This is a genomic window from Lysinibacillus alkalisoli, assembly GCF_014643595.1.
Lineage (GTDB): Bacteria > Bacillota > Bacilli > Bacillales_A > Planococcaceae > Metalysinibacillus > Metalysinibacillus alkalisoli.
Window position 1 is genome coordinate 1 of the sequence record NZ_BMJT01000006.1, and the last position, 26,180, is coordinate 26,180.

Sequence of the window (26,180 nt, forward strand, 5' to 3'; positions counted from 1 at the left end):
TTGTTTCATTTTCATGAAACGTTTTATTGATTAACGTTTTGCTTGTTCAGTTTTCAAAGGTCATATAAGCGGGTGATGAGAATCGAACTCACATCATCAGCTTGGAAGGCTGAGGTTTTACCACTAAACTACACCCGCATAGTTATAGCTTATTATATTAATGGCGCGCCCGAGAGGAGTCGAACCCCTAACCTTCTGATCCGTAGTCAGACACTCTATCCAATTGAGCTACGGGCGCTTATCTATATTATTACCAAGATTTTATTCGATGCGGCCGAGAGGACTTGAACCTCCACAGGGTTTCCCCCACTAGGCCCTCAACCTAGCGCGTCTGCCATTCCGCCACGACCGCTTTGTAGTGGCGTTACATTAATAAAAACTGGTGAGCCATGCAGGATTCGAACCTGCGACCCTCTGATTAAAAGTCAGATGCTCTACCAACTGAGCTAATGGCTCTAAAGTTAAACTGGGGTACTAGGATTCGAACCTAGGGAATGACGGAATCAAAATCCGCTGCCTTACCGCTTGGCTATACCCCAAAAATGGCGGTCCCGACCGGGATCGAACCGGCGATCTCCTGCGTGACAGGCAGGCATGTTAACCGCTACACCACGGGACCTTGTGTTAATTTAATTTAAATGGTGACCCCTACGGGATTCGAACCCGTGTTACCGCCGTGAAAGGGCGGTGTCTTAACCGCTTGACCAAGGGGCCTGGCTCCGAAGGTAGGGCTCGAACCTACGACCGATCGGTTAACAGCCGATTGCTCTACCACTGAGCTACTTCGGAATATTGTGTCGCATCTGTTGTCGACTTTTACTATTATAGACGGCTCTTTCAATTTGGTCAACACTTTTTCTACATTTTTTTATAAATCTCGCCAGAACACTTGCTACATCTATATTTATTAACATTTATATTTTGTTTTCGATAATATAACTGAGCACAATCCTTACATATATATTCATAATATTTGTCCTTTGTTTTTAATGTCTGGCAATATCTTGGTGCAGCTACTTCCTGCAACAGTTGTTTGAAATCTCTATCTCGATGTTGATATCCTTTCCCCTCAAGATGCAAATGATAATGACATAATTCATGTTTAATAACACCGATTAATTCATTTTGATCGTATTGTTGGAAAACTTGAGGGTTAATTTCAATATTGTGCGTTTGCAATAAGTATCTTCCACCTGTTGTTCTAAGCCTTTTGTTAAACGTAGCTGTATGCAGAAATGGTTTAGCAAAAAATTGTTGAGATATTTTACATACCAAATATTGTAACTCTTGATCTGTCATTCGTTACACTCGACTCCTTTCAATAAAAGAAGAGTGTCAAAAGTTGGACACTCTTTACTTCTCTATTGTTCTAACATGGTTAAAGCGACTCTCCCCTTATGCAGATCAATACTATCCACCCACACAGTCACAATATCACCAACCGTTACTACATCTAGTGGATGCTTTACTCTTGATTTCTTCATTTTAGAAATATGAACTAAGCCATCTTGTTTTAAACCAATATCAATAAATGCTCCAAAATCAACAACATTACGGACAGTACCTTCTAACTTCATACCTATTTGTAAATCGTTAATTTGTAAGACAGTTGTTTTCAACAATGGTTGTGGAAACTCATCTCTTGGATCGCGCATGGGTTGTTGCAAAATAGTTATAATATCTTTTAATGTGATGACACCTATCCCTAACTTTTCACTCATGACTTCAAGATTTAAATCCTGTAATACTGATAACTGACTAGCACCAATAGCTGCTTTCGTTAATCCCACTTCTTGTAAGAGCGCCTCTGCAACAGCATAACTCTCAGGATGTATACCTGTCGCATCTAAAGGATTTTTTGCCTTAGGTACACGCAAGAACCCAATCGCTTGTTCATATGTTTTTGCACCTAGCCTTGGTACCTTTTTTAAAGCGGCACGTGAAAGGTAACGGCCATCCTCAGCTCGCTGTTTAACAATGTTTTCTGCAACCGTTTTTGATAGTCCTGAAACATACTGTAATAAGGAGGCTGAGGCTGTATTCACATCTACGCCTACTTGGTTAACTGCGGTCTCTACAATAAAAGTCAATGACTCTGTTAACTTCTTTTGAGATACATCATGTTGATACTGCCCCACACCTACAGCTTTAGGTTCAATTTTTACAAGCTCTGATAAAGGGTCTTGTAACCTTCTAGCAATCGATACAGCACTTCTTTCTTCTACTTGTAAATCAGGAAACTCCTCACGTGCTACTGGAGATGCTGAATATACTGAAGCACCCGCTTCATTGACAATCACATAGGAAACATGACGCTCTAAATCCTTTATCGTATCTGCAATAAACTGCTCCGTTTCACGTGAAGCTGTACCATTACCTATTGCAATAACTTCGATCGGATACTGTTTTAATAATTGTTGAACAATATTTGTTGCATCTTCTTTTTTAGATTTAGGTGGGTGAGGATATATCACGTCTATTACAAGCAATTGCCCTAACTCATTAACAACTGCTAACTTACAACCTGTACGAAATGCAGGGTCTACACCTAGAACCATTTTATTTTGAAGTGGTGGTTGTAATAATAAACTACGCAGATTCTCTGAAAATATATGAATAGCTTGTGCTTCTGCTATTTCTGTTAGTTCATTTCTTAACTCTCTTTCTATAGAAGGAAAAATTAATCGTTTATACGCATCTTCAATCGCTAGTTTTACTTGTGGCACACTATGTTTCCCACCTTTTACAGGCAATGTGTTACGCCATATAATAGCTAATACTTGTTCGTAAGGCATTGTAATCGTTACCTTTAAAATCTCTTCTTTTTCTCCACGATTAATCGCTAATATACGATGTGGTACAATGTGGCGAATTGGCTCCTCATAATCGTAATACATTTCAAAGACTTGTTTTTCGTCTTTTATTTTATCTTTCTCTTTAGTGGTAATCCATCCTTTTTTACGCCCTATCTCTCGCACTTCTTCTCGTATTTTAGCATTGTCAGAGACGATCTCAGCAATAATATCGCGAGCGCCTTCTACCGCTTCTTCTATTGTTATCGTATGGTCTTTTACAGTTTGATAGTACAGCGTTTCCATAGAATCCTCTGTGAAGTCTAATATGCGATTAGCCAGTGGTAATAAGCCCTTTTCTTTAGCTATTGTCGCTTTAGTACGTCGTTTTTGTTTAAATGGACGGTACAAATCTTCAACACGTTGTAATTTAGTAGCAGCACCAATTTCTGTAATAAGCGCTGGTGTTAGCTTACCTTGTTCCTCAATTAAGCGTGTCACTTCCTCTTTTCTTGCATGTAATTGATTTTGATAATGATATAAATCTTCAATCGCTTTAATTTGAACTTCATCTAAAGAACCTGTTGCCTCTTTGCGGTAACGGGCAATGAATGGCACAGTATTGCCATCCTCTAATAATTCAATTACAGCTTTTACTCGTTGTGGCTTTTGATTAATCTCTTTTGCAATCACTTGAATAATTTGCTCGTTCATCTTGCCCACTACCTTTCTCTATTCATTCGTATTTTTCAACAAAAAAAGCTCACCCATTCTCAAGGTAAGCTTATCGCAACACCTGTTGCATCGTCACTAAAATCTATAGACTCTTTAATTATTTCAATAATTTGCTTTGGTGTACTATAATTCACTAATAGTTTTTTAGGGCTTTTCACTGCAATACCATCCGTATGGATAAATAATCGCGCATTACGTTGATACATCATTCGCTCTACTACTGCAGTTAAAGTACCTCTCCCTGATAAAAAACCCGCTTGTGGAATAGGATAAATTAATTTTTGATTGGTGAATAAATAAAACTGAATATTACCAACCGAACTGTATTCAATGATTCTTTGTGTAATATATATTTTTGCAATGGCAATGGCAGCACCTCTTTTACCATAAAGCGCTCTATGACATCGCAGCATCAATTGTTCTACACTTTCATGAGCATATGCTTTTAAAATGGGGGTCATAATGATAGCCGACTGATGCGCACCTTCTCCACTACCTAGCCCATCAATTAAGCCACAAATTAAAAAGTCTTTATGATACCCAATGTAATAAGCATCGCCAATGATTGTATTATGTTCTTTCGCTGTATGATGTACTGCTACTTCTACCTTTGACATCATGTAGAGACGCCGCCCTCCACCATAATAACATCTTGCAATTTTTTAATCGCTTTACGTTGTAAACGCGATACATGCATTTGTGAAATACCTAAACGTTCGCCTGCTTCTTTTTGACTCAGTTGCTCTAAATAGGTTAACTGTATAATTTGTTTCTCACGTTCTGTCAGCACGGACATTGCATCTGCTACAATCATACGCTTATTCGTTTTCTCATATTCTTCGTCATCACGACCAATGACATCAAATAATGTAATAGAACTTCCATCTGAGTCAGATTCAATAGAGTGATCCATAGAAAGCGCTTGATAACTGCGCCCCATTTCCATTGCTTCTAGCACTTCTTCTTCACTTACTTCTAATCGTTCAGCAATCTCATAGATGTGTGGTGAACGTTGCAATTCTGTCGTTAATGCCTCTACAGTAGCTTTAATACGTGGACCTAGTTCTTTAATGCGTCTTGGCACATGCACATCCCAAGTTTTATCACGTAAAAAGCGCTTAATTTCTCCTACAATTGTAGGGACTGCAAATGCTTCGAAAGCGCGTCCAAAGTCAACATCAAAACGTCTAATTGCGCCAAGTAAACCGAGCATGCCTACTTGTTTCATATCTTCAAAGTTTGAGCGATTGCCCGAATACTTACGTGCAATCGAATCCACAAGATATTCATAGTTTAATACAAGTTTTGTTTGTGCTTCTTGGTCCTCTGTCTCCTGGTATTGCTTAATCCAAGCAAATACCTGTTCCTTAGAAGCCCTTTTATTGCGTTGTGATTCTTTCGGCACCCTCGTCCACCTGCTCTCTAGTGACATGTTTTGTCATGAACACTGTGACACCACTCTCATTATTGGCTAATAAAACTTCATCCATTAAAGCATCCATTAAATATAAGCCAAGGCCGCCTTCACGCAAGTTTTCAATTGAACTTTCATTATGATAAGGGCCCACTGTTGATTTCACACGTTCGTATTCAAAGCTTGAACCATAATCTGATATCATCAGTTCAATTTTACCCTCATAGAGCGCGCAACCTACGACTACCTCACCATCTTCATCATAAGCATGATGTACCACATTGGTTACAGCTTCACTAACAGCAATTTTCAAGTCTTCGATTTCGTCATATGAAAAACCGAGACGGCTCGCTAAACTCGAAACAGATAACCTTATAACACTTACGTATTGTGGCTTTGCTGGGAATTTCATCTCGATATAATCAAAGTTTTTTGTCATCAGCTTAACTCCACCTTTTTATCTGTATCAATGTCCATTAAATCACTTAGTCCTGTAATTTCAAATAATCGCTTAATTCTCTCTGATAAACCGACTAAACGTACATGTGCAGTCTCTCTCGTTGCTCTTTTATAAAACGCTACAAATACACCTAACCCTGTGCTATCAATATAGGTGACCTCTGATAAATCAATCGCTATATTTGCCTTTTCCTCGATCTCTATAGCGTCTAATTTATCGCGAAGTTTCGGTGCTGTGTAAGCATCAATTTCTCCTTTAACTAATACATGTAATATTTCTTTTTCTTCTTTAAAATTTATTGTGATTTCCATTGTCTTACCCCCTAGTTGTAAAATTGCATACTTCTGTCGAAATTCATTACCCGTTTTTCAACATTTTAAACCTTTTTAATGACAACGACTGAAAAATCATCTTTTAACTCAAATTCTTGCATTTCTTCTAATTCGCTATACAAATATTCACAAATTGATTGCGCAGGTAGCCCTTTCACATCATGAATGAGTGAAGCAACAACTTGTCGTTCATCAACTGTATCATCTCTTCTAAATTCTGTAACGCCATCTGTCACAATGACAATAATGTCACCATCTTCTAATAACACTTCACTTCGTTTATATTTAGTTGTTGGGACAATGCCTAATAACATACCTTTAGCTTCTAGATCATAAAACTTATTTTCTTCAGCACGATAGAGGAAGGCGGGTTCATGACCAGCTGACGCATAATAAAAGAGCCCCCACTCTCTTAAATAACAACCATAAAACATAGAGATAAACATACTATCATCAACATTACGTTCTACAATCCGATTTAATACACCTAAAACATGTTCAGGATCATGTGCATATTCTTCCATAGACTCAAGCCCAAACTTAACCATAGACATACATAATGCGGCAGGTACACCTTTACCTACAACATCAGTAACCGCCACACTAATATACTTTTTATCATCAATAAAATGCACATAATCACCATTTACATTTTTTAATGGCTTTGATAGCATGCCAATGTCTATAGTCATGTCAGATGGAATAGGTGTTTTTAACATGGTTTTTTGCACATTCGCTGCAATATTCATCTCCATTTGGATCTCTGCTTGTTTTTGCAATAAACTTTGATGTTCTCTCATCGCCATGCCATAATGAACCATCATTTCAATTAAAAAATCATAAGCTAAACGTAACTCATCAAATTGTGCTGGATAAATTGTCTCTACTGCATCTTTGTGTAAACTTACCACATCTTCAGGAGAGATATTCCGCCTAATTAATTGGCGTACAAAATTTTGCCCAATGTATAAAGTACGCTCACTTTGTTCTTTTACGTAGTCTGCTAATATTTTATGATATTCGCGCTCCAAATCCTCCATGCCATGCACTTCCTAACGTAACCATTTCGTAATTGTAATCGTCGTCCCTTTGTTAATTTCAGACTGAATTTCCATACTATCCATTAACCGTTTCACACCTGGCAATCCAGCACCTAATCCACCTGAGGTTGAATAACCATCCTCTAATACTTTTCGAACATCTTCAATACCAGGGCCTTTATCTTTAGCGATGATTTTAATGCCTTTTTTATCGCCTTCTTCGATCCATTCAATATGGATATTACCAAAACGAGCATACAAATAAATATTACGTGCTAGTTCACTAATTGCAGTTGTAATCCTTGCTTGGTCAACTGTTCCAAATCCAATTTCCTTCGCTTTATTACGACCAAGTTGTCTAGCTGCCACAATGTCCCATTCGGTAACAATTTCTACTGACGACTTTTTCTGCATACACTAGACCCCCAATTCTTTTTGGAGCTGTTCCAAACCTTTTTCCAGATTGAGCGCTGTTGATACAGAATTTAAATGAATGCCTAACTCGACTAAAGTAATCGCTACTGAAGGTTGTAAACCTGTCATAACTACTTTGGCTCCCATTAATGTCGCCATATTAATCGCATCACCAATTACTTTTGCAATGTATGAATCCATAAAATCAACAAAGGTTAAATCTAAGACAATTCCTTTTGCTTCTGTCTCATAAAGTTTACTCAGCAAATCCTCTTGAAACATCATAGCCATTTGGTCATCTAATTCCCACTGGATAGATACAATTAGGCAATCATATAATTTTAAAATAGGTACTTTTAAACTCATGTGTCTGCCACCTCTACAATTTTTCGATTTATCGCATTTAACGCCTTTGCTACCCCTCTTTGCAATGTGCTCTCTGTCTCAAAATCTTGCATTTGAATACCTAAATTTACGATAGTTTGAGCAATCTCTGGTCTAATCCCTACTAAAATCGCTCGAGCTCCAACTAATCGCAGTGCTTCAACCGCTTGCATTAAATAATGCGCTACCATTGTATCTACTACAGGTATAGCTGTAATATCAATTAATACAATTTCACTTTGTGTCTCTACAGTACCCTGCAATAGATTTTCAATAATAAATTTAGCGCGTTCTGTATCAATTGTTCCCACAAGTGGCATCACGCATATTTTATCAAATATTGGAATTAAAGGTACAGTTAATTCTTTTAATGCTAATTTTTGTGTTTCTACAGTTGTTTCCCACGATTCAACATGTAGTGTTACAAAACGATTGCGTAATGGAATAATTATTTTTTGTAATGCCACTAAATCTTTTACTTCAGCGGCTATTGCATTTGAATCCGTTTCATTGAGTAACTCATATAAACTAATACCTATTGCATCAAAAATATCCACTACATCTGTGATGGGCCATGCTAAACGTCGACCACTGTTAAAAAAGACTGATAATCGTTGATGTTGCTCTAATTTATTATCAATTTGTAATAAATCAAGTATCTCGCTCACAACAATATGTAATTGTTGATCCATTTCGATTTCAGTTCCAGCACCATCCACTGCTTGAATATTTTTATACGTATAATCTATGATTTTTTCACGATTTTCATGAATAAATTGATAAAATTCGTTACTCACGTCATTCCAACCCCTTCATTTTAAAACTCTTATTACTATCATACGCTGAAATAGCAATTTTAGGTACTAAAAAAGCATTGGATCGAAGCTTTTCTCCATCCAATGCTACTACCCTAAGCCTGATTATGTATACTTATAATTCTACAAGCCCTAAACTAATCATAAGTGCCGCATCTACTTTGCGCATTAGCGGCTTATCTAAACGAGTAATTTTATCAATTAATCTTGATTTATCAATAGTACGAATCTGCTCTAGCAAAATAACCGAGTCACGCTCAAATCCATATTCCTCTGCATTGATTTCAACATGTGTCGGAAATTTTGCTTTTGCAATCTTCGCTGTAACAGCCGCAACAATCACTGTTGGGCTAAACCGATTGCCAATATCATTTTGTAAAATGAGTACTGGTCTCGTACCGCCCTGCTCAGAGCCTACAACTGGTGATAAATCTGCAAAATAAACATCACCACGTTTTATATTCAAATTGTTACCCTCCGCTCACGGCGCGTTCAACAATACTTTCTGCTTCGTATTCTACAGCAATACTTTCAGTTGCTAATAAGAGATTTATAGAAGACATCTCCACGTAACCTTGAACCATGACATCATACAAAGAAGAAGGTGCTGCTTGGTGAAACTCACTTTTGTTAATGCCTTGCTTTGGTGCTGTTTTGGTTAGACACTCAAATAGTTTTGCGGACATAAAAACTTACCTCCTATTCTATTTATCTCTCTGTCTCTCTAATGAATAAGTACATTTTACCATTCTGTAGAAAGAATTAAAAGACTTTAATAGTAAAGAAATCACTTCTTGAGGTAGATATTATGTCGCTTCTTTAAGTTTCTAAAAAACTCTTGGGATACGTGTGGATAACATACATGGTATTTCATAATTTATGGTTTTTAGTCTTTTGGCCCATTCATCTACTGTGATGCACTGACCACCGTCTTGACCAATCAACGTAACTTTCTTACCTAAAGGATATGCCTGGTCCAGCTTAATCATACATTGATCCATACATATTCTTCCGATAATAGGAAATCTTTTGCCATCTATGAGCACTTCTTGACCTGTTAGGCCTCTCAACAAACCATCAGCATAACCAATAGGCAATGTACCAACCCAAGTTGGTTCTTTAGTCGTATACACTGCGCCATAACCGATACCTTCTCCAGCTGGCAATTGTTTGACATGCACAAGTTCGGTTGAAAGTGACAAAGCTTGATGTAATGTAAAAGGATGATGTTGTGCTACATAATTGGATGCAGCTAAACCATACAAAGATATACCATAACGTACAGCATCATAATGTAGATTGGCCTCTTTCACCATAGCAACAGCTGTATTCGCCAAATGGATAAATGGTGGTTGTATCGAAAAAGATTGCATTAACGTTTTGAATCGTTGCACTTGTTTATCAAAATACGTTTGATCTTCTTCATCCGCAGTAGCAAAATGAGTGAATGCGCCTGTAATTTTGACTTGCTCTAGTTGTAAAAGTAAGCGCTCTACTTCCTTTACATCATCTACAGTATGCAGCCCAATCCTTCCCATACCTGTATCTAATTTTACGTGTACATGTAATGTCTCTGTTAACGAATGACGACACAATTGTTCTGTCCACGCTAATGAAGGCACAGTTAACGTAATATGATGTTTAGCAGCATACGCCGCAAAACTAACAGGCACTACACCCATAACTAAAATGGGGATGTGGGTAAAATGCGCTCTCATATGAATTGCTTCTTCTGGCGTAGCGACGGCTAGCATGCATGCCCCTTCTTGAATCGCTACTTTTGCGGTCTCAATATCACCATGACCATATGCATTAGCTTTCACTACTGCGATGATATTTACATGTTTAGCTAAATGTCTTTGTAGATTACGAATATTTTGTTGAATCGCCTGTAAATTTATTTTGATTTTAGTTGGTCTGTAATTCAGTATTTCCATAATGTCGATATACCCTCTTCACTCTAAATTAAACGTTCACTCCTAGTTGAAATACCCATCAAAACAGAACCAATTTTCAAAAACTATACTATTTATATCGGCATTATGTTTTGTTTTTACATAAAAATCTTGGATTTTTACGCTTATACTAGGATAATTACCTGTGCCGCTGCACATGTTTGTGTATGTGTAATAGAAACAAAACCATTCACCTTATTCTGTTTAAAATACAAAATAGGTGCTCCTTTTTCATCATTTAAAATCTCAATATCCTGAAATTCACAATCTTGACCAATTCCTGTTCCTCTTGCTTTAGAAAAAGCTTCCTTCGCAGCAAAACGCCCTGCCAAGAACTCTGTTTTTCGAGTATGTGATAACAGCTCATAACGCGTATACTCTCGATCAGATAAAATGCGTTTTGCAAACCTTTCTGTGCGTTGAGCCGCTTTTTTGATACGATGTAAATCAACCATATCTAGACCAATTCCTTTAATCATAAAGATCTCCTTTGTATTGTTAGCTTTGCGCAGTGTATAATGTGAACATGATTTGAGGTGATAATATGTTTAGAAGAACTGAAAATTTCAAAGAATATACTACAAAGTATCCTATAGTGACAACTTTGATTGCTATTAATTTAATATTATATTTAACACGATTTATCCCCACTTATGGCGATTATATTTTATTAAATGGTATGCAATCTAACTATATGGTAGCTCAAGGCGAATATTGGCGACTCATTACCGCTATGTTCTTTCATGCAGACTTCATGCATATTTTAATGAACATGTTTTGGCTATTTGTTTTTGGTCCTGAATTAGAGATTTTAATGGGTAAACTACGTTTCTTCACCATTTATTTTGCCTCGGGACTAATAGGTAATGTACTAACGTATGTAATTTATGATGTAAATCATAACAGTTTAGGTGCAAGCGGCGCTATTTTCGGAATTATGGGGGCTTATGCTGCTTTAATCTACTATACGCGTAAAACCATGCCACAACTGCGTCAACTTATTTTACCATTAATTTTAGTTAGTGTAGTGATGACATTTATCCAACCTAACATTAATGTTGTTGCGCATTTAGGAGGATTATTCGGTGGTTTTGTCATTGGGCTCTTTTACCTACATCCTAAACGCATCATGAAATGGCAAAACCGTAGCTAACTAATTTTAACGTACTTTACGTCATTGATGCAAAAAAAAGCGTAATTTGATAGGCATTTTGCCACAAATTACGCTTTTATTTATTATTTTATCTTCTCGCTATCATACCATTCTAATATATGTTCGACATCGGCTTGGTCAAGGGCACGTATACTAGCCTTTGCACCAGATGCGCCAGACATAACACTTAAATGAATCCCCATAACATCGTTCTTCTTTTGAAAATAGCTTTGACGGCTACTTAATGACTGAATACGATGTTTTTGTACAAAAAATGTCACTCGACTAATCCCTCTATAACGCAAGGTTAATTGCTTGTCATTAATGCAGTAGGCTGCTGTGCGATGTTGCCAAACGCCTAATCCCATTGTGAATGGAATCAATAATAATGTTAATAAACCCCACGGATAAAGGAAATAGGATGCTACTGCAATAATAGGTACAATATAAAAGAAATCAATGCGGTAATAATAAGGCAATGCCTTTTTAGGTGCTGGTACGTAATTTTGCTGCCATTCATAATCTGGGAATAAGTGTGTAATATGCTGTTCAATTGCATGCATTTTAATCAATGGAAACATAACAACAGATTCTTTATTATTGTCATTATTACTACCCGCACTCTCTAAATGAACCGTTGCATAACCAAACATTTGGCGAAATGGGTTTTCCACTATTTTAATTGCCTGTACACGATTTAATGGAATCGTTAGACGTTTTTTTTCAATTAAGCCTCTTGTAATGATCATTTTTTCTTCTTGTATCACAATTTTAAAGTCGTAATACTTTAAGAAGGTTAATATGAGTGAAGCTACCCACCCTAAAATAAAGAGTACAAAAATCGTCAATAATATGATGAGTACACCGTATTTTGCAATCGCGGCAAGCTCTCCATAAATTTTTTCATAAGGAATAACATCTGAGGCTTGTGATAATAGCGCTAACAAACCTGAAATAATAATACCTATGCCTCCAGATGTTGAAGCGAGTACAAATAAGTCTTTTAATGACATTTTATACATAGCTTCAGTGACAATCTCTGGCACTGGCTCCGTTACAGTATCTTCTTCTATTGAGGTTTCCTCATTGGTTACTGGTTTTGCCTTTGCCTTCCTCATTTCAATCTCAATCTGGTCAGCTGCTTCTCTCGTTAAAGCTGTAAATTCCACTTCAGGTTTGCCATCTGTACTTCCTGCTGTCTCCACTTGTACTTTCACCAAACCAAAAATGCGATGAAAAATCCCTTCATGATAGTTTAATGTTTGAATGCGTTCAAAAGAGATATATCTTTTCTTTTTAACAAACAAGCCATATTTAACTCTTAACTCACCATCTTCAAACCAATAAAAGAAAGTCCACCATTTAATGACACCTGCTAACAATGTAAATATAATAATAACGCCCCAAATCCCTGCTGTAAAAATCGTACTCCAAAAATTAGGACTATTAAAATTCAAAGTAAATTTGCCAAAATTAATAAAAAAGACAACGATAATTGGGATTAAAAAAGTCTTTAAAATACTTAGAGCACTAATCGCAACTGTAGCAAATGGAAGCTTTTTATATGTGATAGTAGGATTAGACATCTTCTTCCGCCACCCTTGCTAAGTCAGAAATACGCGCGCGAAGTTCATCTGCCTCATTCATTGCGAGTGCTGGAATCGTATGAATGGTTGCTGCTGTAGAAATATAAATATTACTTAAATCGTATTTCTTTAAAATGGGACCTTGCGTCGTATCTACATGCTGTACGCGTACCATAGGTATAATGGTTCTCTTAACAATAAACAAGCCATGCTTTACTTCAATCTCTTGCTCTCTTACTTCGTAGCGCCAACGTTCCCATCGTACTTTCGGAAAAATAATGACAGAGAAAATTAAACTTAATAGCGTTAATGTAATACCAATGGCATGAATCCATTGTGGCCAATCATTGCGAATAGTTAAGTAGCTTACTACACAAGCAACTGCTAATATACCTAACATTTCAAAAATGCCGTACAAACGCCACACCGTTAAACCTTTCCTTGATATTTTATGTTTTGGGTCCAGTCTCATCTTACTTGACACTTCCTTTCTTTGTCATATACGTATCATCTATGAAAATGTTTCATTAATATTATTGTACATGATTTTTTCGGCTACCCGCTGAGACTTTACAAAGATTTTATCTAAAAAAAGACACCACTGCATGAGTGATGTCTTTATCATAATTGATATTAGCTTTCGCGGCGACGTGGACGACGATTACCTTCGCGGCGTTCACCGTTGCCACTATTACTGCGAGATGATTGGCTACTGCTTCTGCGGTTACCACCATCACGACGACTATTACCACCGCGACCACCGTCACGACGGTTATTACTGCGGCCGCCACCATCACGGCGATAGCCACCACCTTGACGGTTACCACCACCTGAACGACGCATTGGTAATGGACGCTCTTCTGTGATGTTTACTGGTGTGTCATCTGGCTCTTTTGTTAAAGCACGCAATGCTGCTGCTACTACATCTAACGCTTCATTATCTTCAAGTAACTCAGAAGCTAATGTGCGATAGTCATCTAAATTATTTTTCGTTACAATGTCAGCTAACGTTTCCATAGCAATACGTTGTTGGCCAACTAATGCTTCTGAAGACGAAGGTGGACGTAATGGTGTCATACGTTTTTTCGTTGTTTCTTCAACGATACGTAAGTAACCCATTTCACGTGGTGTAACAAAAGTTACAGCCAAACCTGATTTCCCTGCACGACCTGTACGGCCAATACGGTGTACATATGACTCTGGGTCTTGTGGGATATCGAAGTTATATACATGTGTAACACCTGAAATATCTAAACCACGTGCTGCCACATCTGTAGCTACTAAAATATCAATTTTATTTTCTTTGAATTGACGTAATACAGAGATACGTTTTGCTTGGCTTAAATCACCATGAATACCTTCTGCAAGGTAACCACGAATTGATAACGCTTGTGCTAATTCATCAACACGACGTTTTGTACGACCAAAAATGATAGCCAATTCTGGTTGATGTACATTTAATAGACGTGATAAAATATCAAATTTTTCGCGTTCTTGTGACTTAACAAAATATTGATCAATGTTTTCTACAGTCATTTCTTTTGACTTAATTTTAACTACTTCTGGCTCCTTCATAAACTCTTCTGCGATTTTACGAATCGGACCTGGCATTGTAGCTGAGAATAATAATGTTTGGCGCTCTGCTGGCACATGTTCTAAAATAGCATTAATATCATCGATAAAGCCCATGTTTAACATTTCGTCAGCTTCGTCTAATACTAATGTTTGTACATCACCTAGTTTAAGCGTACGACGGTTGATATGGTCGATAATACGACCAGGCGTACCAACGATGATTTGTGGTTTATTTTTTAACGCACGAATTTGGCGACCGATATCTTGACCACCATAAACGGATAATAATTTTACACGTTTATCATAACCTAGCTTGTATAACTCCTCTGATACTTGAATCGCTAACTCACGAGTTGGCGCAATAATCAAAGCTTGGATTGCTGGGTTTTTCGGGTCGATTTTCTCGATTAGAGGTATACCAAAAGCTGCTGTTTTACCTGTACCTGTTTGTGCTTGTCCGATAATATCGCGACCTTCTAAGCCAAAGCGGATGGTTCCTTCTTGGATTGGTGTTGCTTCTTCAAATCCCATACGCTTTAATGAGCGTAATGTAGATTCACTTACGTTTAATTCTGAAAAATTTGTCAAACTATTCCTTCTCCTTTATCCTAAAAAGTTGACAAATGGTTACATTTTCAGATGAATGATGGCAAAATCGAGCCTATTAAATTGGAACGTTTCCGTCATTAATTCTATGTCCTTACTTTTACAGTAAAGTATTTGCTTCATGAAAGGGAAAGCCCGGTCTTTGCCGAGCGGTTGTATTCTATCAGGAATATAACCGTTATGTTCAAAAAAAAGCACCCTTCAATAAAAGTTTGAAGAGCCTTCGCACAAAATGTATCCATTGCTTAACCTAGTCTAACACGCTACAGAGTTAGACGCAATGGTTTAGCACCATTCTCAATAATCAGATTTTTATGATAGCTGGATAAACTGTAACACATCTTGAAACCATTCATCACGATCTTTACTAAAACAAATATGGTGTAAACCTCCAGTAGAATAATAAATTTCTTTCTCCTGACTGTGAATCGCCTGTTTAATGTATTGTGCGGTTTGATAAGGTACCATACCATCCTTCATACCTTGAATAATAATAGTTGGAGCTGTTACACGTGCTAGATAAGGTGTCGTTTGTTGTACTAACTTCATAAACTGTATCGTATCAGGTAAACGCACTTTTCCCCATTTGAAGGCATAACGTTGGTAAATTTCATTTTCTTGTAATTGTTGATAATAATACGACTTCCCCATCTCATTCACTTGTAGAAGTAACGCTTTAGGTGCAAGGTATCTCATAGCTGGGCTAAGCAATACTAATTTAGCGATAGGATAACGAGCAGCCAGATGTAACGCAATAACGCCACCCATTGAAAAACCTACCACAATGACTTGCTCTACTTTACGTGCTAAAACACGATAGGCATTCTCGGCAGCTTTTAACCAGTGGCTTGCTTTTGTATGTTGTAAAGTTAATACTTCGCCATGCCCAGGCAGCGTTGGCATAACAAAATATGCCTCTAAATGTGCGGCTAAATACTGCTGCAACGGCGCAATTTCATATGTCCCACCAGAAAAACCATGTATGCATAACACACCTATCTTCATCACATAACCTCCAAAAAAAGCTGCTACCCTTTAAGGTCGCAGCTTTATATTATTGACACGCTGTAATTATTTGTTCTAGTTGCATACCTCTTGAACCTTTAATTAATACTAATGTATCTGCATCTGCATATTGCTTAACTATAGCTGTCAAATCAGCAAGATGCTCGGCACGGTAAATGAGACGCTCTGTTGTGAACTCGTTTTGCAATGCTGTATAAAGTGCTTGCATACGTGGTCCATATAACAAGACATATTCAAAGTCTGTAGCTTTAATATCATTTGCTAAATTAGCATGGAAAGCTAACTCCTCATCACCTAACTCAAGCATGTCTGCTAGAACCAACCATTTTTTAGGTCTAATTGTCGTTTTCTTCATAAATTGAATAGCTGCTTTTACCGAACTAGGTGCTGCATTATAAGCATCATTAATAAATTGAACATCATTCGCACCCTGCACTAACTGCATACGCATATCTGTTAAGACAACAGACTGTAGAGCCGCTTTAATTTGCTCGCTTGTTAATCCAAGCTGATGGGCTACTAACATAGCACTTAAAGTATTTTTCACTTGGTGTTCTCCTAATACGGAAATGAAAAATTCCCCTTCAATCCTACCTGTTGTTGTAAATGTGCTACCTGTTGCAGAGGAGATAATGGTATTTACACATAAGTCGTTATTTGCATTATGGCCAAAAGCATATGCTTTAGTTGTCACTAGCTCACGTAGTAACGGTTCATCACCATCGTAAAATAACACGCCATCATTTGCTAATCCTTCTACAATTTCATACTTAGCTTTGGCAATACCTGCTCGCGATCCTAAATCTTGCATATGCGCTTCGCCAATATTTGTAATAATCGCCATGTGTGGACGTGCTAATGTTGTTAAAAATTCGATTTCGCCAAAGCCACTCATCCCCATTTCTAATACTGCAACCTCAGTATCTTCATCGAGATTTAATAGGGTAATAGGTAACCCTAATTGGTTATTAAAATTACCTTGTGTTTTTTGCACTTTAAAAAAGGGTGTTAATAAACTTGCTACAATATCTTTAGTAGATGTTTTACCATTAGAGCCTGTAATACCTATAAACTTAGCCATATGGCCATCGCGGTATTTACGCGCTAATTGTTGTAATGCCGTTTCTGTATCGTCTACCAAAATATGTGGGATATGTGGTGGTGGATTAGGCTCACTGCGTTGCCAAAGTATGGCTGATGCACCAGCGTCAACCGCTTGTTGTACAAATTGATGCCCGTTCACACGTTCACCTTTAAACGGGATAAATAAATCACCTTGCTTTACAACACGTGTATCAATAGCTACACCTGTTACCTCAGCTTCACCTACTGCTTCTTCGCTTAACCACTGCGCTAATTGCTGTAAATTTCGTTTCATTTATATAACCTACTTTAATTTGAATTGTAATTGTTGTTTTTCTTCATGGCGATGAATGGCAAGTTGAATTAATTCATCAATTAAATCTGGATACGGTAAACCTGTTTCTTGCCATAATAAAGGATACATGCTCATTGGTGTGAAGCCAGGTAATGTATTCACTTCGTTAATATAAATACGCTCATCTGCTGTGACAAAGAAGTCAGCACGGATTAGTCCACTACCATCTACTGCTTTAAATGCTTCAATAGCATATGTTTGTAGTTGGGCATATGCCGTTTCTGACAGTTCTGCTGGAATAACTAATTCTGTTTTATTGTCATGGTATTTAGATTCATAATCATAAAAATCTGTTGTTGACTTAATCTCTCCAGGTACTGAAACTTTAGGCTCATCATTCCCTAACACAGCTAATTCAATCTCGCGCGCAACTACACCTTGTTCAATGACAATTTTACGGTCATACATAAGTGCTGTTTTAACACCTGCTATTAATTCTTCTTGTGTGGTCACTTTACTAATCCCTACACTTGAACCTAAATTGGCCGGTTTTACATACATTGGGTAGCCTAATCTTTGTTCACACTTTTCAATAATAGTGGCTTGCTCTTGCTCCCATTGAATGCGAATAAACGCCTCATACGGCAATTGTGGTAATCCTGCATGTGCAAAAAGTTGTTTCATTATATGTTTGTCCATAGACGCTGAGGATGATAACACACCATTGCCTACATATGGCATATTTAATACTTCAAAGAAACCTTGAATTGTACCATCTTCACCATTTGTACCATGGATAAGTGGTAAAATAACATCAAAATGACGGCGTTCTCCTTGTTCATTCACCAAAAATGGCAACACATCGTCTGCCTTTGTATCATCACCTTTAAACAGTAACGCCTCAATCGATGTTGGTGCGGATAATAAACGCTCACCACATCGCCATTCACCATTTTTTGTGATAAAAATAGGGTAGACTTCATAGTTTGTATAATTAATTGCACCTGTCACTGCTAAAGCAGTGGATAATGACACTTCATGTTCTGCTGACTTACCACCATAGACAACGCCTAATTTTTTCATAAAAAAAGCCTCCAAATGATTAAATTGAATATTTTTATAATGATTATCCTAAAGAAAACTCACCGTTATAACAAATGAGCGGTGAGTTATAGTATTTATAATAAGCTTATTTATTTTATCGTTTTATAAGCGCTTACGCAATTGGGATTATCTCATCTTGTCTCTCTTTTAAAATTAACTTTAAATCATCCCATATCTCATCTGGAAAATGATAATGTGACAAATTGCGCACTTCAATTTCGTAATTCGATTTTTCTGCACGTGTGAGTGAAAACAAAGCACCTTCTTTAGCAAATGAGCGATATGCTTTTAAAAATTCTGGCGTAATGGCAGGTATTTGACCTTTAGTTTTACGTCTGAAAAAGCTTGAGGTACTTTCTTTTTCTTTAATTAATTGATTGAATACATTCGCTGTTAACACTTCTGAATCGCTTAACTTGCGGAAATAAATTTTCGTCATTTTCTCTTCACCAGACGAACAATACACATAACGATTTTGTAATTTAGTGGAGAAAGGTGATTGCACAGGTTCCCTTTTATGACTTAAATACAATAGCTCGGCCTGTTCTTTTGGTGTGAGTTGATTTAACTGACGCTCATTAACAAAGTCAATCCAACATAACTCTGCTGTATTATTTGCCTTTTTTAAAAAATGGGGCAGTTCTTCTGTACTGACATAATCTAATTGGGTATGACGGTTAAATAAGCCATCTGTGTAACTGTGTTTTAATAATAAGACGTTTTGAATGGGGTCCACGGCAGACAAAAATTGTTGTAATTTCAAACCACTAAATACAACAAATTGGTCAACCTCATTCATGTGTATATAAATATGATATAAAAAATCGTCCATCGTCTTTTGCTTCTTTGACATCCCGTGCCCCCCTCGCCTCTGTATTATTTCAGTATAAGACGAATTGGATTTTTTTTAAACCAAATAACTCCCTATATTTAATAAAAACCACAAAAAAGTCAGTTAACAGGATGTTAACTGACTTTTTTATCCGAGAATTAAGCTTGAACTTGTGGCATTTGCAATGGCGGCAACACTTTAAGTAATTCCAATCTAGACTTTGTAACCGTTGCTTTTACACCTAGCTTAGACAAATTCGAAACAATTTTCTTTAAATCTACTTCTTTTTTTGTCATTACTTCCACCTCAATCTTTCCTCAGTTATTTATTATAACGCGTCATCCAAAAAAAAGTTTCACTGATAATCTAGAGTTGTCTGACAGGTTTTATATATTCACATCATAGCATGCTTTTTCGTAAAAAAATCTTTCAATTATGTTACAACCGTAAACTTCTTGTAAAAGCCACTATTACCGCTACTTTACAACCTATGACCTACGTGTTAGCGTTGATTTATAAATTGTATGAGAGAAGGTGTTCGCAATGAGCGAATCAACTGAACACTGTCGTAAAAGTCATCATTCCGAGGCAACTAAGAAAAATTTAACGACACGTTTAAATCGAGTTGAAGGACAAATACGAGGCATTAAAAATATGATTGAAAATGATGTTTATTGTGATGATGTCATTACCCAACTTGCAGCTAGTCAAGCCGCATTAAACAGCGTGGCACGTATTTTACTAGATGGACATATGAAAACATGCGTTAAAGAACGTTTATTAGAGGGTGATGACGAAGTATTAGATGAGTTAGTTACGACGATACAAAAGCTGATGCGTAAGTAATCGTTGCCTGTTTTAACAATGAGTTGAGGGGAATAGATAATAAAAGAGGGAAGGCGTTTTTATGAAAAAAGCAATTATCTTATTACTTTCTGTGCAATTTTTTGTTTATTTAGGTTTTGGGATTATTATACCTGTTTTGCCAGAAGTGATTGTGCAACATGGTTGGGCTGAAATGCATGTGGGTGGCTTATTGACTGTGTATGCACTAGCTAGCTTTTTCACCGCTCCTTTATGGGGCAGTTTGTCAGACCGCATAGGGCGTAAACCTTTAATTTTAACAGGGTTGATTGGCTTTAGTTTAAGCTTTATCATCTTTGCTTTATTTGTCGACTATTTACCAATACTTTATTTATCACGCATTGTTGGCGGTTTATTTTCGGGCGCTTTATATACAGCAGTAACAGGCTTTATCGGCGACTTATCAAGTGATGAGGAGCGCAACAAATATATGGGCTTTATGGGGATGTCGATTGGTTTAGGCTTTATTTTTGGACCAGCTATTGGTGGCATTCTTGGCGATATTAGCATTGCTACACCGTTCATAACGTCTGCTATTTTAACTGCGTTACTTTGTGTTTATGCATACTTTGTTTTAGAAGAGCCAACAAAACGCAAGCCAAACGATAAAACACGCAGTATTATTCCAAAAGGGGCTAATGTCTTATTACAGCACCGCGTACGTTACTTATTTATCTTTTCATTTCTTGTCACGTTTATGTTAGCTGGCGTGGAATCAACGTTCCAATTATTCCAAATGGATCGCATTGATATTACAACAAAACAAATCGGCTCTTTATTTATGTTTAGCGGTTTTGTAGATGCGGCTATTCAAGGTGGCGTTGTACGACGTATTAAAGATGGTACAGAAACTACTTGGCTAATTGGCGCTCAAATTATTACAGCTATTGGTATGATTTTGTTTACGTTAACGAACAGTTTGGTGTTTGCTGGTGTGGCATTATGTGTATTCACTGCTGGTAATGCATTAGCACGTACTTGTGTTGTATCTTTATCCTCTAAAGAATCTGGTGGGCGTTATGGTACAGCAGCTGGATTAACTTATTCTATGGACAATTTAGGACGCATTTTAGGACCTTTGTTCTTCACTTGGGTTTTCACACAACAAGCCAATTTAGGCTTTTATATTTCGAGTGCGATCGCTATTTTATCCATTGGTTTAATCGTTATTTTCACAGCCTCTAAAAAATCGTTACGTCATCAAGAAATTTAGTCACATAAAACGGAGATTATCGAGCTCAAAATGGCATTATCTTGCGTTTTACAGTATGGTAGAAAGCAGGACAATAGAATAAAAGAGAGAGGATTAAACATATGAATTTTTCGTGGGATATTAGTTTCTTACTGGCTGTGTCATTATTCATTAATATTTTCCTTGCGATTACTGTAATTTTTTTAGAACGTAAAGACCCTACGTCCACTTGGGCTTGGTTATTAGTATTATTTTTTCTCCCTGTAGTTGGCTTCTTATTGTATTTATTATTTGGACGTCAATTACGAAAAAAACATTTATTCCGCTGGGATGGACAAAAATACATTGGCATTCAAAAGCTTGTAAATTATCAAAAGGATGCCATTCATGACGATACGTTTGAATTTAGAATGCGTAATTTTGAAAATTATAAAGACTTAATTTACATGCATCTCAGCAATAATGATGCTGTATTAACACAAGATAATGCCATTCGTATTTTTGATGATGGCCATGAAAAATTTGACCAACTTATCAAAGATATTGAACATGCAAAAGAGCATATCCACATTCAATACTATATTTTTCGTCTTGACAATCTAGGAAAACGCATTGTAGATGCGCTCTTAGTAAAAGCAAAGCAAGGAGTTAAAGTACGTATTTTATACGATGAGATGGGATCAAGAGGGGTGAAAAAGCATCATTTCAAAGAGCTATTGCAAGCAGGTGGTGAGGTTGAGATTTTCTTCCCCTCTATTTTACCCCTCATTAACCCCCGCTTAAATTTTAGAAACCATAGAAAACTCGTTATTGTTGATGGGCGAATTGGTTATATCGGCGGCTTTAATGTCGGTGATGAATACTTAGGATTAAAGAAAAAGTTTGGCTATTGGCGCGACACACATTTGCGCATTGAAGGTAGCGCTGTACACCCTTTGCAATCACGATTTTTACTGGACTGGAACCAAGCCGCATCCAATAAAACAAAGTACTCAGATTCTTATTTCCCTGTCATTCCGAAAAAGGGCGATGCTGGTGTGCAAATTGTATCGAGTGGGCCTGATGAAGACTGGGAACAAATTAAAGATGGTTATGTCAAATTAATTGGTAAAGCGCGAAAATACGTTTACATCCAGACCCCTTACTTTATTCCCGATGCTAGCTTTTTAGATGCGGTGAAAATTGCTTCACTATCTGGGATTGATGTACGTATTATGATTCCAAATAAGCCTGACCATATTTTTGTTTACTGGGCAACTTATTCTTATGTTGGACAGTTGTTAGATGCTGGTGCGCGGATTTATATTTATGAAAAAGGTTTTATTCACGCCAAAATGATTGTGATTGATGATGAAGCTTCAACTGTAGGTACAGCTAATATTGATATGCGTAGCTTTAAATTAAATTTTGAAGTCAATGCTTTTATTTACGACCATGCCATTTCGCATGAGTTAGCAGAGATTTTTGAAAAAGATATGTTAGATTCTACTGAATTAACACCTGAGTTATACCAAAACCGTTCTAACATGATTAAATTTAAAGAATCGATCTCACGTTTAGTATCTCCCATTTTATAATAAACTAAAAAGCGGTTAAGACATCACATTGTCCCAACCGCTTTTTTTATTCAATACCTAAATATTCTTCAAGTGTACTTTGTTTCGTGAAAATTTCGCTTGCAATTGTTGTACCCACATATCGAAAATGCCATGATTCGTACATATAACCCGTCACATCCTCTTTGCCTTTGGGATAACGCATAATAAAACCGTACTCATGTGCATGGTCTCTTAACCACTGACCTGCTGGTGTTTCACCAAATGCCTCTGTTAGCCATACATCCTCTCTACCAACCTCACCGATATCATATACTAAACCCGTTTGATGCTCTGAATAACCTGGTCTTGCGCTGTATCTGTCTGCTGCATCTTTTCCATCGCGTTTTACATAATTATCATAGAGTGTAGTCTGATATTCGTAACTGCGGTAACCACTAAAAGCTTGCAATGTAAACCCTGCTTTTTTAGCATTATTGAGCATTTCATTTAACATTTTTTTAGCTTCTGGGTCTTCACCAGGCGCAAATGTTGAAGGAAGTGGATATTTTTTGCTAGCAATTAAAACGCCTTTAATATAACTGGGCTCTTGTGGAATAGCTTGCCCCTCAATATAGCCATTATCCGTTTTTTCAGCCGTATCTTCTTTTGTTAATGGTGCTGGTTCGGGCTTCGGATCAGGATTCGTGGCAATTTCTTTAGCTAATTGTTCATTTTTCCGTTCATGTTCTTTGACGTTTTCTTGTTTTGACCATACTGTCCACACAACACTACCGATTAATAGGACTGAAACAAGTCCACCAACTAGATATAGCCAATACCTATTTATGCGTTTTTCTTTCTTCCTTGATCTTTGCATTTCCATCTACCCTTTCACAATAACTACTATTACCATAACGGTTGCTAGAGCAAAAAAGATCGCGAGATACCTCATAATTTTTGATTCTTTTACTAATCCTTGTTCTTTAAAACTATATGCCCGAAAAGCATTAGATAAAGTAAACATAATGGTCAATGCTAGTACAGCATAATTAAATTGTTCCTGAATAATAAAATAAAGCGATGATACACTGGCTGCTACAACTAATATGGTCGTAATGACTTTAGCATTCAATCCTGTTCCTCCTATAAAAAATCGAGGCTTAAACGCCTCGATTACTATGCTTCTTCAGCATGTTCTGAATAAAATTTACGTCCAATATACGTTTGGATCACGAGTAATAAGCCACTCACAGACCAATATACGGGTAATGCTGCCATAGCATTTAACGAGATGAACGTAATCATAATTGGTGATAAATAAATAAAAAACTTCATTTGTTTTTGCTGTTGCTCAGGCATTGTCCATAACGACACACGTGCCTGCACTAAATAAACAACGCCTGCAATAGCCGCCATAATGTAGTCTTGTGAGCCAAGGTTAAACCATAAAAAAGCATGTGATTTAACATCTGGTGAATATAAAATAGCAAAATAAAGTCCCATAATAATTGGCATCTGGATCAGTAGCGGGAGACAGCCCATATTTAAAGGATTGATACCATATTCACGATAAATCCCCATTAATTCTTGTTGATACTTCATTTGTTCCTCTTTTGTCTCTGCCTCTTTCATTTTCTTTTGGGCTTCATCAATTTTAGGTTTAGCTGCATCCATTTTATTTTTCATGCGGCTTTGTTGACGATAATTCTTCAACATAAAAGGCATTAAAATTAAGCGTATACCAATCGTAATCACAATAATCGCTAATCCGTAGTTACCTGCTAATAAGTTTGTTCCTAAATATTCTAGTATAAAGTCCATTGGTTTAACAAATACACTATAGAAAAAACCTTCTTTATTCTCTACAGCTTGACACCCCGACAAGACTGTCACAAGCAATAATAGGAGGGACGCTAATTTGATATTTTTCATTTTTTCACCCTCTACATTCTTCTAATTAACTAGAAATTATACACGATAATAGTTATGCACACAAAATATAAAAAATGCTAATGAAGCATAAGAGCCCCATTAGCATTTTTTATTTATATAACGACTCTTGTTGCATGCTTAGTTCAAAACGATAAAAAGGATGGCTGCTATCATCGCGGAAGTGCTTTGGTGTTACATCGGTATATTTTTTGAAAATACGTGTGAAGTAACTTTGATTACAGAAATGGAATTGATTCGAAATAGAAGTGATGCTTTTCGTGGTGTGTCTTAAATAATATTGCGCTTCTTCCACTCGTCGAATATTTAAATATTCAACTAATGTAATCCCTACATGTTCTCTAAAAATACGAGACAAATGACTCGTACTAATATGGAATCGCTTAGCAATATTTTCAACTGTTAAATCACTTTCAAGTTCATCATTTATGTACATAATTACTTTATTTACCGTTTGATGACGGAAATTAGGTTGCTTACGATCTGCGATAAAATACACGTAAAATTCGACAAGTTCATCAGCAAATTGCAAGAAACTCGCTTCACTCATGCGTTCAATAATACTTGAACAAGCACGATTAAAAGCAAATGCTTTTTTAGCTGGAACTTGATTTTCTAGTAATCTACGCGCTACGATAGAAGATACAATCGTAAAATATGTGCTCATGCCTTTGATTGCTTCTTTGCCAAAACAGTTGGTTAATACACTGATGACTTCGGCAAATGTTGTTTTCGCTTTCTCTGTTTCTAAGTTAAAAACTTCATGGATTAGTCTTGCTTCTAACTCAAAGAAATGATCGACATCTTGGCAATGATTCAGTTCATCAACTTCTTGAAAGTATACTTTCGAAATTGATTCTGCAATAGAATGTTGGTTTAGTTGCATAATTCTCCTCATCTTTCTGAAAAATATTTGTTCATATTTTTGACCAGAATAGAGTGACTTTGTGATAGCTCATGACACAATCTCTATAAAAATGATAAGCCACCCTTGTCTACACGCGACTTTGACAACCATTACTTACTTTTTATGCC

Annotated in this window: 30 protein-coding genes and 8 tRNA genes; 4 read left to right on the forward strand and 34 right to left on the reverse strand. The window is 36.8% G+C overall.

The genetic code is table 11. The annotated features are described in order from the left end of the window. Window positions 1-67 precede the first annotated feature (67 nt). The 22 genes from IEW44_RS09605 to acpS all read right to left on the reverse strand — a co-directional run bounded on the left by IEW44_RS09605 (window position 68) and on the right by acpS (window position 10,820). Window positions 68-138, reverse strand: a tRNA-Gly gene (locus tag IEW44_RS09605). Window positions 139-161: 23 nt separating this feature from the next. Beyond that, a tRNA-Arg gene (locus IEW44_RS09610) sits at window positions 162-238 on the reverse strand. 31 nt (window positions 239-269) lie between these two features. Then, a tRNA-Leu gene (locus IEW44_RS09615) sits at window positions 270-352 on the reverse strand. Window positions 353-380: 28 nt separating this feature from the next. Then, a tRNA-Lys gene (locus IEW44_RS09620) sits at window positions 381-456 on the reverse strand. Window positions 457-466: 10 nt separating this feature from the next. Next, a tRNA-Gln gene (locus IEW44_RS09625) sits at window positions 467-539 on the reverse strand. 4 nt (window positions 540-543) lie between these two features. Next, window positions 544-619: transfer RNA gene (locus IEW44_RS09630), tRNA-Asp, on the reverse strand. A 20-nt stretch (window positions 620-639) separates the two neighbouring features. Next, window positions 640-714, reverse strand: a tRNA-Glu gene (locus IEW44_RS09635). Continuing rightward, a tRNA-Asn gene (locus IEW44_RS09640) sits at window positions 715-789 on the reverse strand. A 69-nt stretch (window positions 790-858) separates the two neighbouring features. Next, entirely contained in the window at window positions 859-1,299 is a 441-nt protein-coding gene (locus IEW44_RS09645) for a SprT family protein (RefSeq protein WP_188614841.1), read from the reverse strand. Between the two features lie 62 nt (window positions 1,300-1,361). Beyond that, window positions 1,362-3,506, reverse strand: a complete 2,145-nt coding sequence (locus IEW44_RS09650) for a Tex family protein (protein ID WP_188614842.1) — start codon at window positions 3,504-3,506, stop codon at window positions 1,362-1,364. Between the two features lie 59 nt (window positions 3,507-3,565). Continuing rightward, window positions 3,566-4,147, reverse strand: coding sequence for a PP2C family serine/threonine-protein phosphatase (locus IEW44_RS09655; RefSeq protein ID WP_188614843.1), 582 nt, complete (start codon window positions 4,145-4,147; stop codon window positions 3,566-3,568). Further along, window positions 4,144-4,932 carry an RNA polymerase sigma factor SigB gene (sigB, locus tag IEW44_RS09660; RefSeq protein WP_188614844.1) on the reverse strand — a complete coding sequence of 263 codons (789 nt, stop codon included), beginning with the start codon at window positions 4,930-4,932 and terminating at the stop codon, window positions 4,144-4,146. Before sigB ends, IEW44_RS09655 begins: the two co-directional genes overlap by 4 nt. Further along, entirely contained in the window at window positions 4,907-5,380 is a 474-nt protein-coding gene (rsbW, locus tag IEW44_RS09665) for an anti-sigma B factor RsbW (RefSeq protein ID WP_188614845.1), read from the reverse strand. The genes sigB and rsbW overlap by 26 nt, the downstream gene beginning before the upstream one ends. After that, window positions 5,380-5,712: an STAS domain-containing protein gene (locus IEW44_RS09670; RefSeq protein ID WP_188614846.1), complete on the reverse strand. Its 333-nt coding sequence runs from the start codon at window positions 5,710-5,712 to the stop codon at window positions 5,380-5,382. Before IEW44_RS09670 ends, rsbW begins: the two co-directional genes overlap by 1 nt. A 65-nt stretch (window positions 5,713-5,777) precedes the next feature. Further along, window positions 5,778-6,773, reverse strand: a complete 996-nt coding sequence (locus tag IEW44_RS09675) for a PP2C family protein-serine/threonine phosphatase (RefSeq protein ID WP_188614847.1) — start codon at window positions 6,771-6,773, stop codon at window positions 5,778-5,780. Window positions 6,774-6,785: 12 nt separating this feature from the next. Next, a complete protein-coding gene (locus IEW44_RS09680; protein WP_188614848.1) occupies window positions 6,786-7,187 on the reverse strand; it encodes an anti-sigma regulatory factor in 402 nt (133 codons plus the stop codon). A 3-nt stretch (window positions 7,188-7,190) separates the two neighbouring features. Next, window positions 7,191-7,553, reverse strand: a complete 363-nt coding sequence (locus IEW44_RS09685) for an STAS domain-containing protein (RefSeq protein WP_188614849.1) — start codon at window positions 7,551-7,553, stop codon at window positions 7,191-7,193. Continuing rightward, window positions 7,550-8,368: an STAS domain-containing protein gene (locus tag IEW44_RS09690; protein ID WP_229704215.1), complete on the reverse strand. Its 819-nt coding sequence runs from the start codon at window positions 8,366-8,368 to the stop codon at window positions 7,550-7,552. The genes IEW44_RS09685 and IEW44_RS09690 overlap by 4 nt, the downstream gene beginning before the upstream one ends. Before the next feature lie 133 nt (window positions 8,369-8,501). Next, window positions 8,502-8,852: a type II toxin-antitoxin system PemK/MazF family toxin gene (locus tag IEW44_RS09695; RefSeq protein ID WP_188614850.1), complete on the reverse strand. Its 351-nt coding sequence runs from the start codon at window positions 8,850-8,852 to the stop codon at window positions 8,502-8,504. Window positions 8,853-8,856: 4 nt separating this feature from the next. Beyond that, on the reverse strand, window positions 8,857-9,072 hold the full coding sequence (locus tag IEW44_RS09700) for a hypothetical protein (protein WP_188614851.1): 216 nt from the start codon (window positions 9,070-9,072) through the stop codon (window positions 8,857-8,859). Window positions 9,073-9,213: 141 nt separating this feature from the next. After that, window positions 9,214-10,323 carry an alanine racemase gene (alr, locus tag IEW44_RS09705; protein ID WP_188614852.1) on the reverse strand — a complete coding sequence of 370 codons (1,110 nt, stop codon included), beginning with the start codon at window positions 10,321-10,323 and terminating at the stop codon, window positions 9,214-9,216. 143 nt (window positions 10,324-10,466) lie between these two features. Continuing rightward, window positions 10,467-10,820: a holo-ACP synthase gene (gene acpS, locus IEW44_RS09710; protein ID WP_188614853.1), complete on the reverse strand. Its 354-nt coding sequence runs from the start codon at window positions 10,818-10,820 to the stop codon at window positions 10,467-10,469. 65 nt (window positions 10,821-10,885) lie between these two features. Here acpS and IEW44_RS09715 point away from each other — a divergent pair, with 65 nt between their 5' ends. Beyond that, complete coding sequence (locus IEW44_RS09715) at window positions 10,886-11,494, forward strand: rhomboid family intramembrane serine protease (RefSeq protein WP_188614854.1); 609 nt, start codon at window positions 10,886-10,888, stop codon at window positions 11,492-11,494. Window positions 11,495-11,577: 83 nt separating this feature from the next. On the opposite strand, the gene IEW44_RS09720 is transcribed toward IEW44_RS09715, so the two are convergent. The 8 genes from IEW44_RS09720 to IEW44_RS09755 all read right to left on the reverse strand — a co-directional run bounded on the left by IEW44_RS09720 (window position 11,578) and on the right by IEW44_RS09755 (window position 19,897). Further along, window positions 11,578-13,080, reverse strand: a complete 1,503-nt coding sequence (locus IEW44_RS09720; protein WP_188614855.1) for a PH domain-containing protein — start codon at window positions 13,078-13,080, stop codon at window positions 11,578-11,580. Beyond that, window positions 13,073-13,552: a PH domain-containing protein gene (locus tag IEW44_RS09725; protein ID WP_188614856.1), complete on the reverse strand. Its 480-nt coding sequence runs from the start codon at window positions 13,550-13,552 to the stop codon at window positions 13,073-13,075. Before IEW44_RS09725 ends, IEW44_RS09720 begins: the two co-directional genes overlap by 8 nt. A 161-nt stretch (window positions 13,553-13,713) precedes the next feature. Next, window positions 13,714-15,243 carry a degradosome RNA helicase CshA gene (gene cshA, locus IEW44_RS09730; RefSeq protein ID WP_188614857.1) on the reverse strand — a complete coding sequence of 510 codons (1,530 nt, stop codon included), beginning with the start codon at window positions 15,241-15,243 and terminating at the stop codon, window positions 13,714-13,716. Between the two features lie 330 nt (window positions 15,244-15,573). Further along, a complete protein-coding gene (locus tag IEW44_RS09735) occupies window positions 15,574-16,266 on the reverse strand; it encodes an alpha/beta hydrolase (RefSeq protein ID WP_188614858.1) in 693 nt (230 codons plus the stop codon). Between the two features lie 49 nt (window positions 16,267-16,315). Next, window positions 16,316-17,665, reverse strand: coding sequence for a UDP-N-acetylmuramoyl-tripeptide--D-alanyl-D-alanine ligase (locus IEW44_RS09740; RefSeq protein WP_188614859.1), 1,350 nt, complete (start codon window positions 17,663-17,665; stop codon window positions 16,316-16,318). A gap of 9 nt (window positions 17,666-17,674) precedes the next feature. After that, window positions 17,675-18,748, reverse strand: a complete 1,074-nt coding sequence (locus tag IEW44_RS09745) for a D-alanine--D-alanine ligase (RefSeq protein ID WP_188614860.1) — start codon at window positions 18,746-18,748, stop codon at window positions 17,675-17,677. A 133-nt stretch (window positions 18,749-18,881) separates the two neighbouring features. Beyond that, window positions 18,882-19,622, reverse strand: a complete 741-nt coding sequence (locus tag IEW44_RS09750; RefSeq protein ID WP_188614861.1) for a hypothetical protein — start codon at window positions 19,620-19,622, stop codon at window positions 18,882-18,884. A 137-nt stretch (window positions 19,623-19,759) separates the two neighbouring features. Further along, the gene (locus IEW44_RS09755) at window positions 19,760-19,897 is read right to left on the reverse strand and encodes an Lmo0850 family protein (RefSeq protein WP_268236371.1); all 138 of its coding nucleotides are present in this window, start codon (window positions 19,895-19,897) and stop codon (window positions 19,760-19,762) included. Between the two features lie 247 nt (window positions 19,898-20,144). Between IEW44_RS09755 and IEW44_RS09760 the strand changes: the two genes are divergently transcribed. From IEW44_RS09760 to cls, 3 genes are all read left to right on the forward strand, one after another. Then, window positions 20,145-20,447, forward strand: a complete 303-nt coding sequence (locus tag IEW44_RS09760; protein WP_188614862.1) for a metal-sensitive transcriptional regulator — start codon at window positions 20,145-20,147, stop codon at window positions 20,445-20,447. A gap of 61 nt (window positions 20,448-20,508) precedes the next feature. Next, window positions 20,509-21,678, forward strand: a complete 1,170-nt coding sequence (locus IEW44_RS09765; RefSeq protein WP_188614863.1) for an MFS transporter — start codon at window positions 20,509-20,511, stop codon at window positions 21,676-21,678. Window positions 21,679-21,779: 101 nt separating this feature from the next. Next, on the forward strand, window positions 21,780-23,234 hold the full coding sequence (cls, locus tag IEW44_RS09770) for a cardiolipin synthase (protein WP_188614864.1): 1,455 nt from the start codon (window positions 21,780-21,782) through the stop codon (window positions 23,232-23,234). 46 nt (window positions 23,235-23,280) lie between these two features. Here cls and IEW44_RS09775 read toward each other — a convergent pair whose 3' ends face one another. The 4 genes from IEW44_RS09775 to IEW44_RS09790 all read right to left on the reverse strand — a co-directional run bounded on the left by IEW44_RS09775 (window position 23,281) and on the right by IEW44_RS09790 (window position 26,031). Then, window positions 23,281-24,072: a M15 family metallopeptidase gene (locus IEW44_RS09775; RefSeq protein WP_188614865.1), complete on the reverse strand. Its 792-nt coding sequence runs from the start codon at window positions 24,070-24,072 to the stop codon at window positions 23,281-23,283. A gap of 6 nt (window positions 24,073-24,078) precedes the next feature. After that, window positions 24,079-24,327, reverse strand: a complete 249-nt coding sequence (locus tag IEW44_RS09780; RefSeq protein ID WP_188614866.1) for a hypothetical protein — start codon at window positions 24,325-24,327, stop codon at window positions 24,079-24,081. A 44-nt stretch (window positions 24,328-24,371) separates the two neighbouring features. Then, on the reverse strand, window positions 24,372-25,127 hold the full coding sequence (gene yidC / locus IEW44_RS09785) for a membrane protein insertase YidC (RefSeq protein ID WP_188614867.1): 756 nt from the start codon (window positions 25,125-25,127) through the stop codon (window positions 24,372-24,374). Window positions 25,128-25,236: 109 nt separating this feature from the next. Beyond that, entirely contained in the window at window positions 25,237-26,031 is a 795-nt protein-coding gene (locus IEW44_RS09790; RefSeq protein WP_188614868.1) for a helix-turn-helix transcriptional regulator, read from the reverse strand. Window positions 26,032-26,180 lie beyond the last annotated feature (149 nt).

What these genes read in the sequence shown, in the direction of transcription:
- IEW44_RS09765 (WP_188614863.1), top strand. Translation starts at nt 20,509, where the DNA reads ATGAAAAAAGCAATTATCTTATTACTTTCTGTGCAATTTTTTGTTTAT.
- IEW44_RS09680 (WP_188614848.1), bottom strand. Translation starts at nt 7,187, where the DNA reads ATGCAGAAAAAGTCGTCAGTAGAAATTGTTACCGAATGGGACATTGTG.
- IEW44_RS09720 (WP_188614855.1), bottom strand. Translation starts at nt 13,080, where the DNA reads ATGTCTAATCCTACTATCACATATAAAAAGCTTCCATTTGCTACAGTT.
- IEW44_RS09755 (WP_268236371.1), bottom strand. Translation starts at nt 19,897, where the DNA reads ATGACAAAAAAAGAAGTAGATTTAAAGAAAATTGTTTCGAATTTGTCT.
- acpS (WP_188614853.1), bottom strand. Translation starts at nt 10,820, where the DNA reads ATGATTAAAGGAATTGGTCTAGATATGGTTGATTTACATCGTATCAAA.
- IEW44_RS09775 (WP_188614865.1), bottom strand. Translation starts at nt 24,072, where the DNA reads ATGCAAAGATCAAGGAAGAAAGAAAAACGCATAAATAGGTATTGGCTA.
- IEW44_RS09670 (WP_188614846.1), bottom strand. Translation starts at nt 5,712, where the DNA reads ATGGAAATCACAATAAATTTTAAAGAAGAAAAAGAAATATTACATGTA.
- IEW44_RS09740 (WP_188614859.1), bottom strand. Translation starts at nt 17,665, where the DNA reads ATGAAACGAAATTTACAGCAATTAGCGCAGTGGTTAAGCGAAGAAGCA.
- IEW44_RS09725 (WP_188614856.1), bottom strand. Translation starts at nt 13,552, where the DNA reads ATGAGACTGGACCCAAAACATAAAATATCAAGGAAAGGTTTAACGGTG.
- IEW44_RS09650 (WP_188614842.1), bottom strand. Translation starts at nt 3,506, where the DNA reads ATGAACGAGCAAATTATTCAAGTGATTGCAAAAGAGATTAATCAAAAG.
- yidC (WP_188614867.1), bottom strand. Translation starts at nt 25,127, where the DNA reads ATGAAAAATATCAAATTAGCGTCCCTCCTATTATTGCTTGTGACAGTC.
- cls (WP_188614864.1), top strand. Translation starts at nt 21,780, where the DNA reads ATGAATTTTTCGTGGGATATTAGTTTCTTACTGGCTGTGTCATTATTC.
- rsbW (WP_188614845.1), bottom strand. Translation starts at nt 5,380, where the DNA reads ATGACAAAAAACTTTGATTATATCGAGATGAAATTCCCAGCAAAGCCA.
- IEW44_RS09790 (WP_188614868.1), bottom strand. Translation starts at nt 26,031, where the DNA reads ATGCAACTAAACCAACATTCTATTGCAGAATCAATTTCGAAAGTATAC.
- IEW44_RS09715 (WP_188614854.1), top strand. Translation starts at nt 10,886, where the DNA reads ATGTTTAGAAGAACTGAAAATTTCAAAGAATATACTACAAAGTATCCT.
- IEW44_RS09745 (WP_188614860.1), bottom strand. Translation starts at nt 18,748, where the DNA reads ATGAAAAAATTAGGCGTTGTCTATGGTGGTAAGTCAGCAGAACATGAA.
- IEW44_RS09700 (WP_188614851.1), bottom strand. Translation starts at nt 9,072, where the DNA reads ATGTCCGCAAAACTATTTGAGTGTCTAACCAAAACAGCACCAAAGCAA.
- IEW44_RS09675 (WP_188614847.1), bottom strand. Translation starts at nt 6,773, where the DNA reads ATGGAGGATTTGGAGCGCGAATATCATAAAATATTAGCAGACTACGTA.
- alr (WP_188614852.1), bottom strand. Translation starts at nt 10,323, where the DNA reads ATGGAAATACTGAATTACAGACCAACTAAAATCAAAATAAATTTACAG.
- IEW44_RS09685 (WP_188614849.1), bottom strand. Translation starts at nt 7,553, where the DNA reads ATGAGTTTAAAAGTACCTATTTTAAAATTATATGATTGCCTAATTGTA.
- IEW44_RS09655 (WP_188614843.1), bottom strand. Translation starts at nt 4,147, where the DNA reads ATGATGTCAAAGGTAGAAGTAGCAGTACATCATACAGCGAAAGAACAT.
- IEW44_RS09750 (WP_188614861.1), bottom strand. Translation starts at nt 19,622, where the DNA reads ATGTCAAAGAAGCAAAAGACGATGGACGATTTTTTATATCATATTTAT.
- IEW44_RS09645 (WP_188614841.1), bottom strand. Translation starts at nt 1,299, where the DNA reads ATGACAGATCAAGAGTTACAATATTTGGTATGTAAAATATCTCAACAA.
- IEW44_RS09735 (WP_188614858.1), bottom strand. Translation starts at nt 16,266, where the DNA reads ATGAAGATAGGTGTGTTATGCATACATGGTTTTTCTGGTGGGACATAT.
- IEW44_RS09760 (WP_188614862.1), top strand. Translation starts at nt 20,145, where the DNA reads ATGAGCGAATCAACTGAACACTGTCGTAAAAGTCATCATTCCGAGGCA.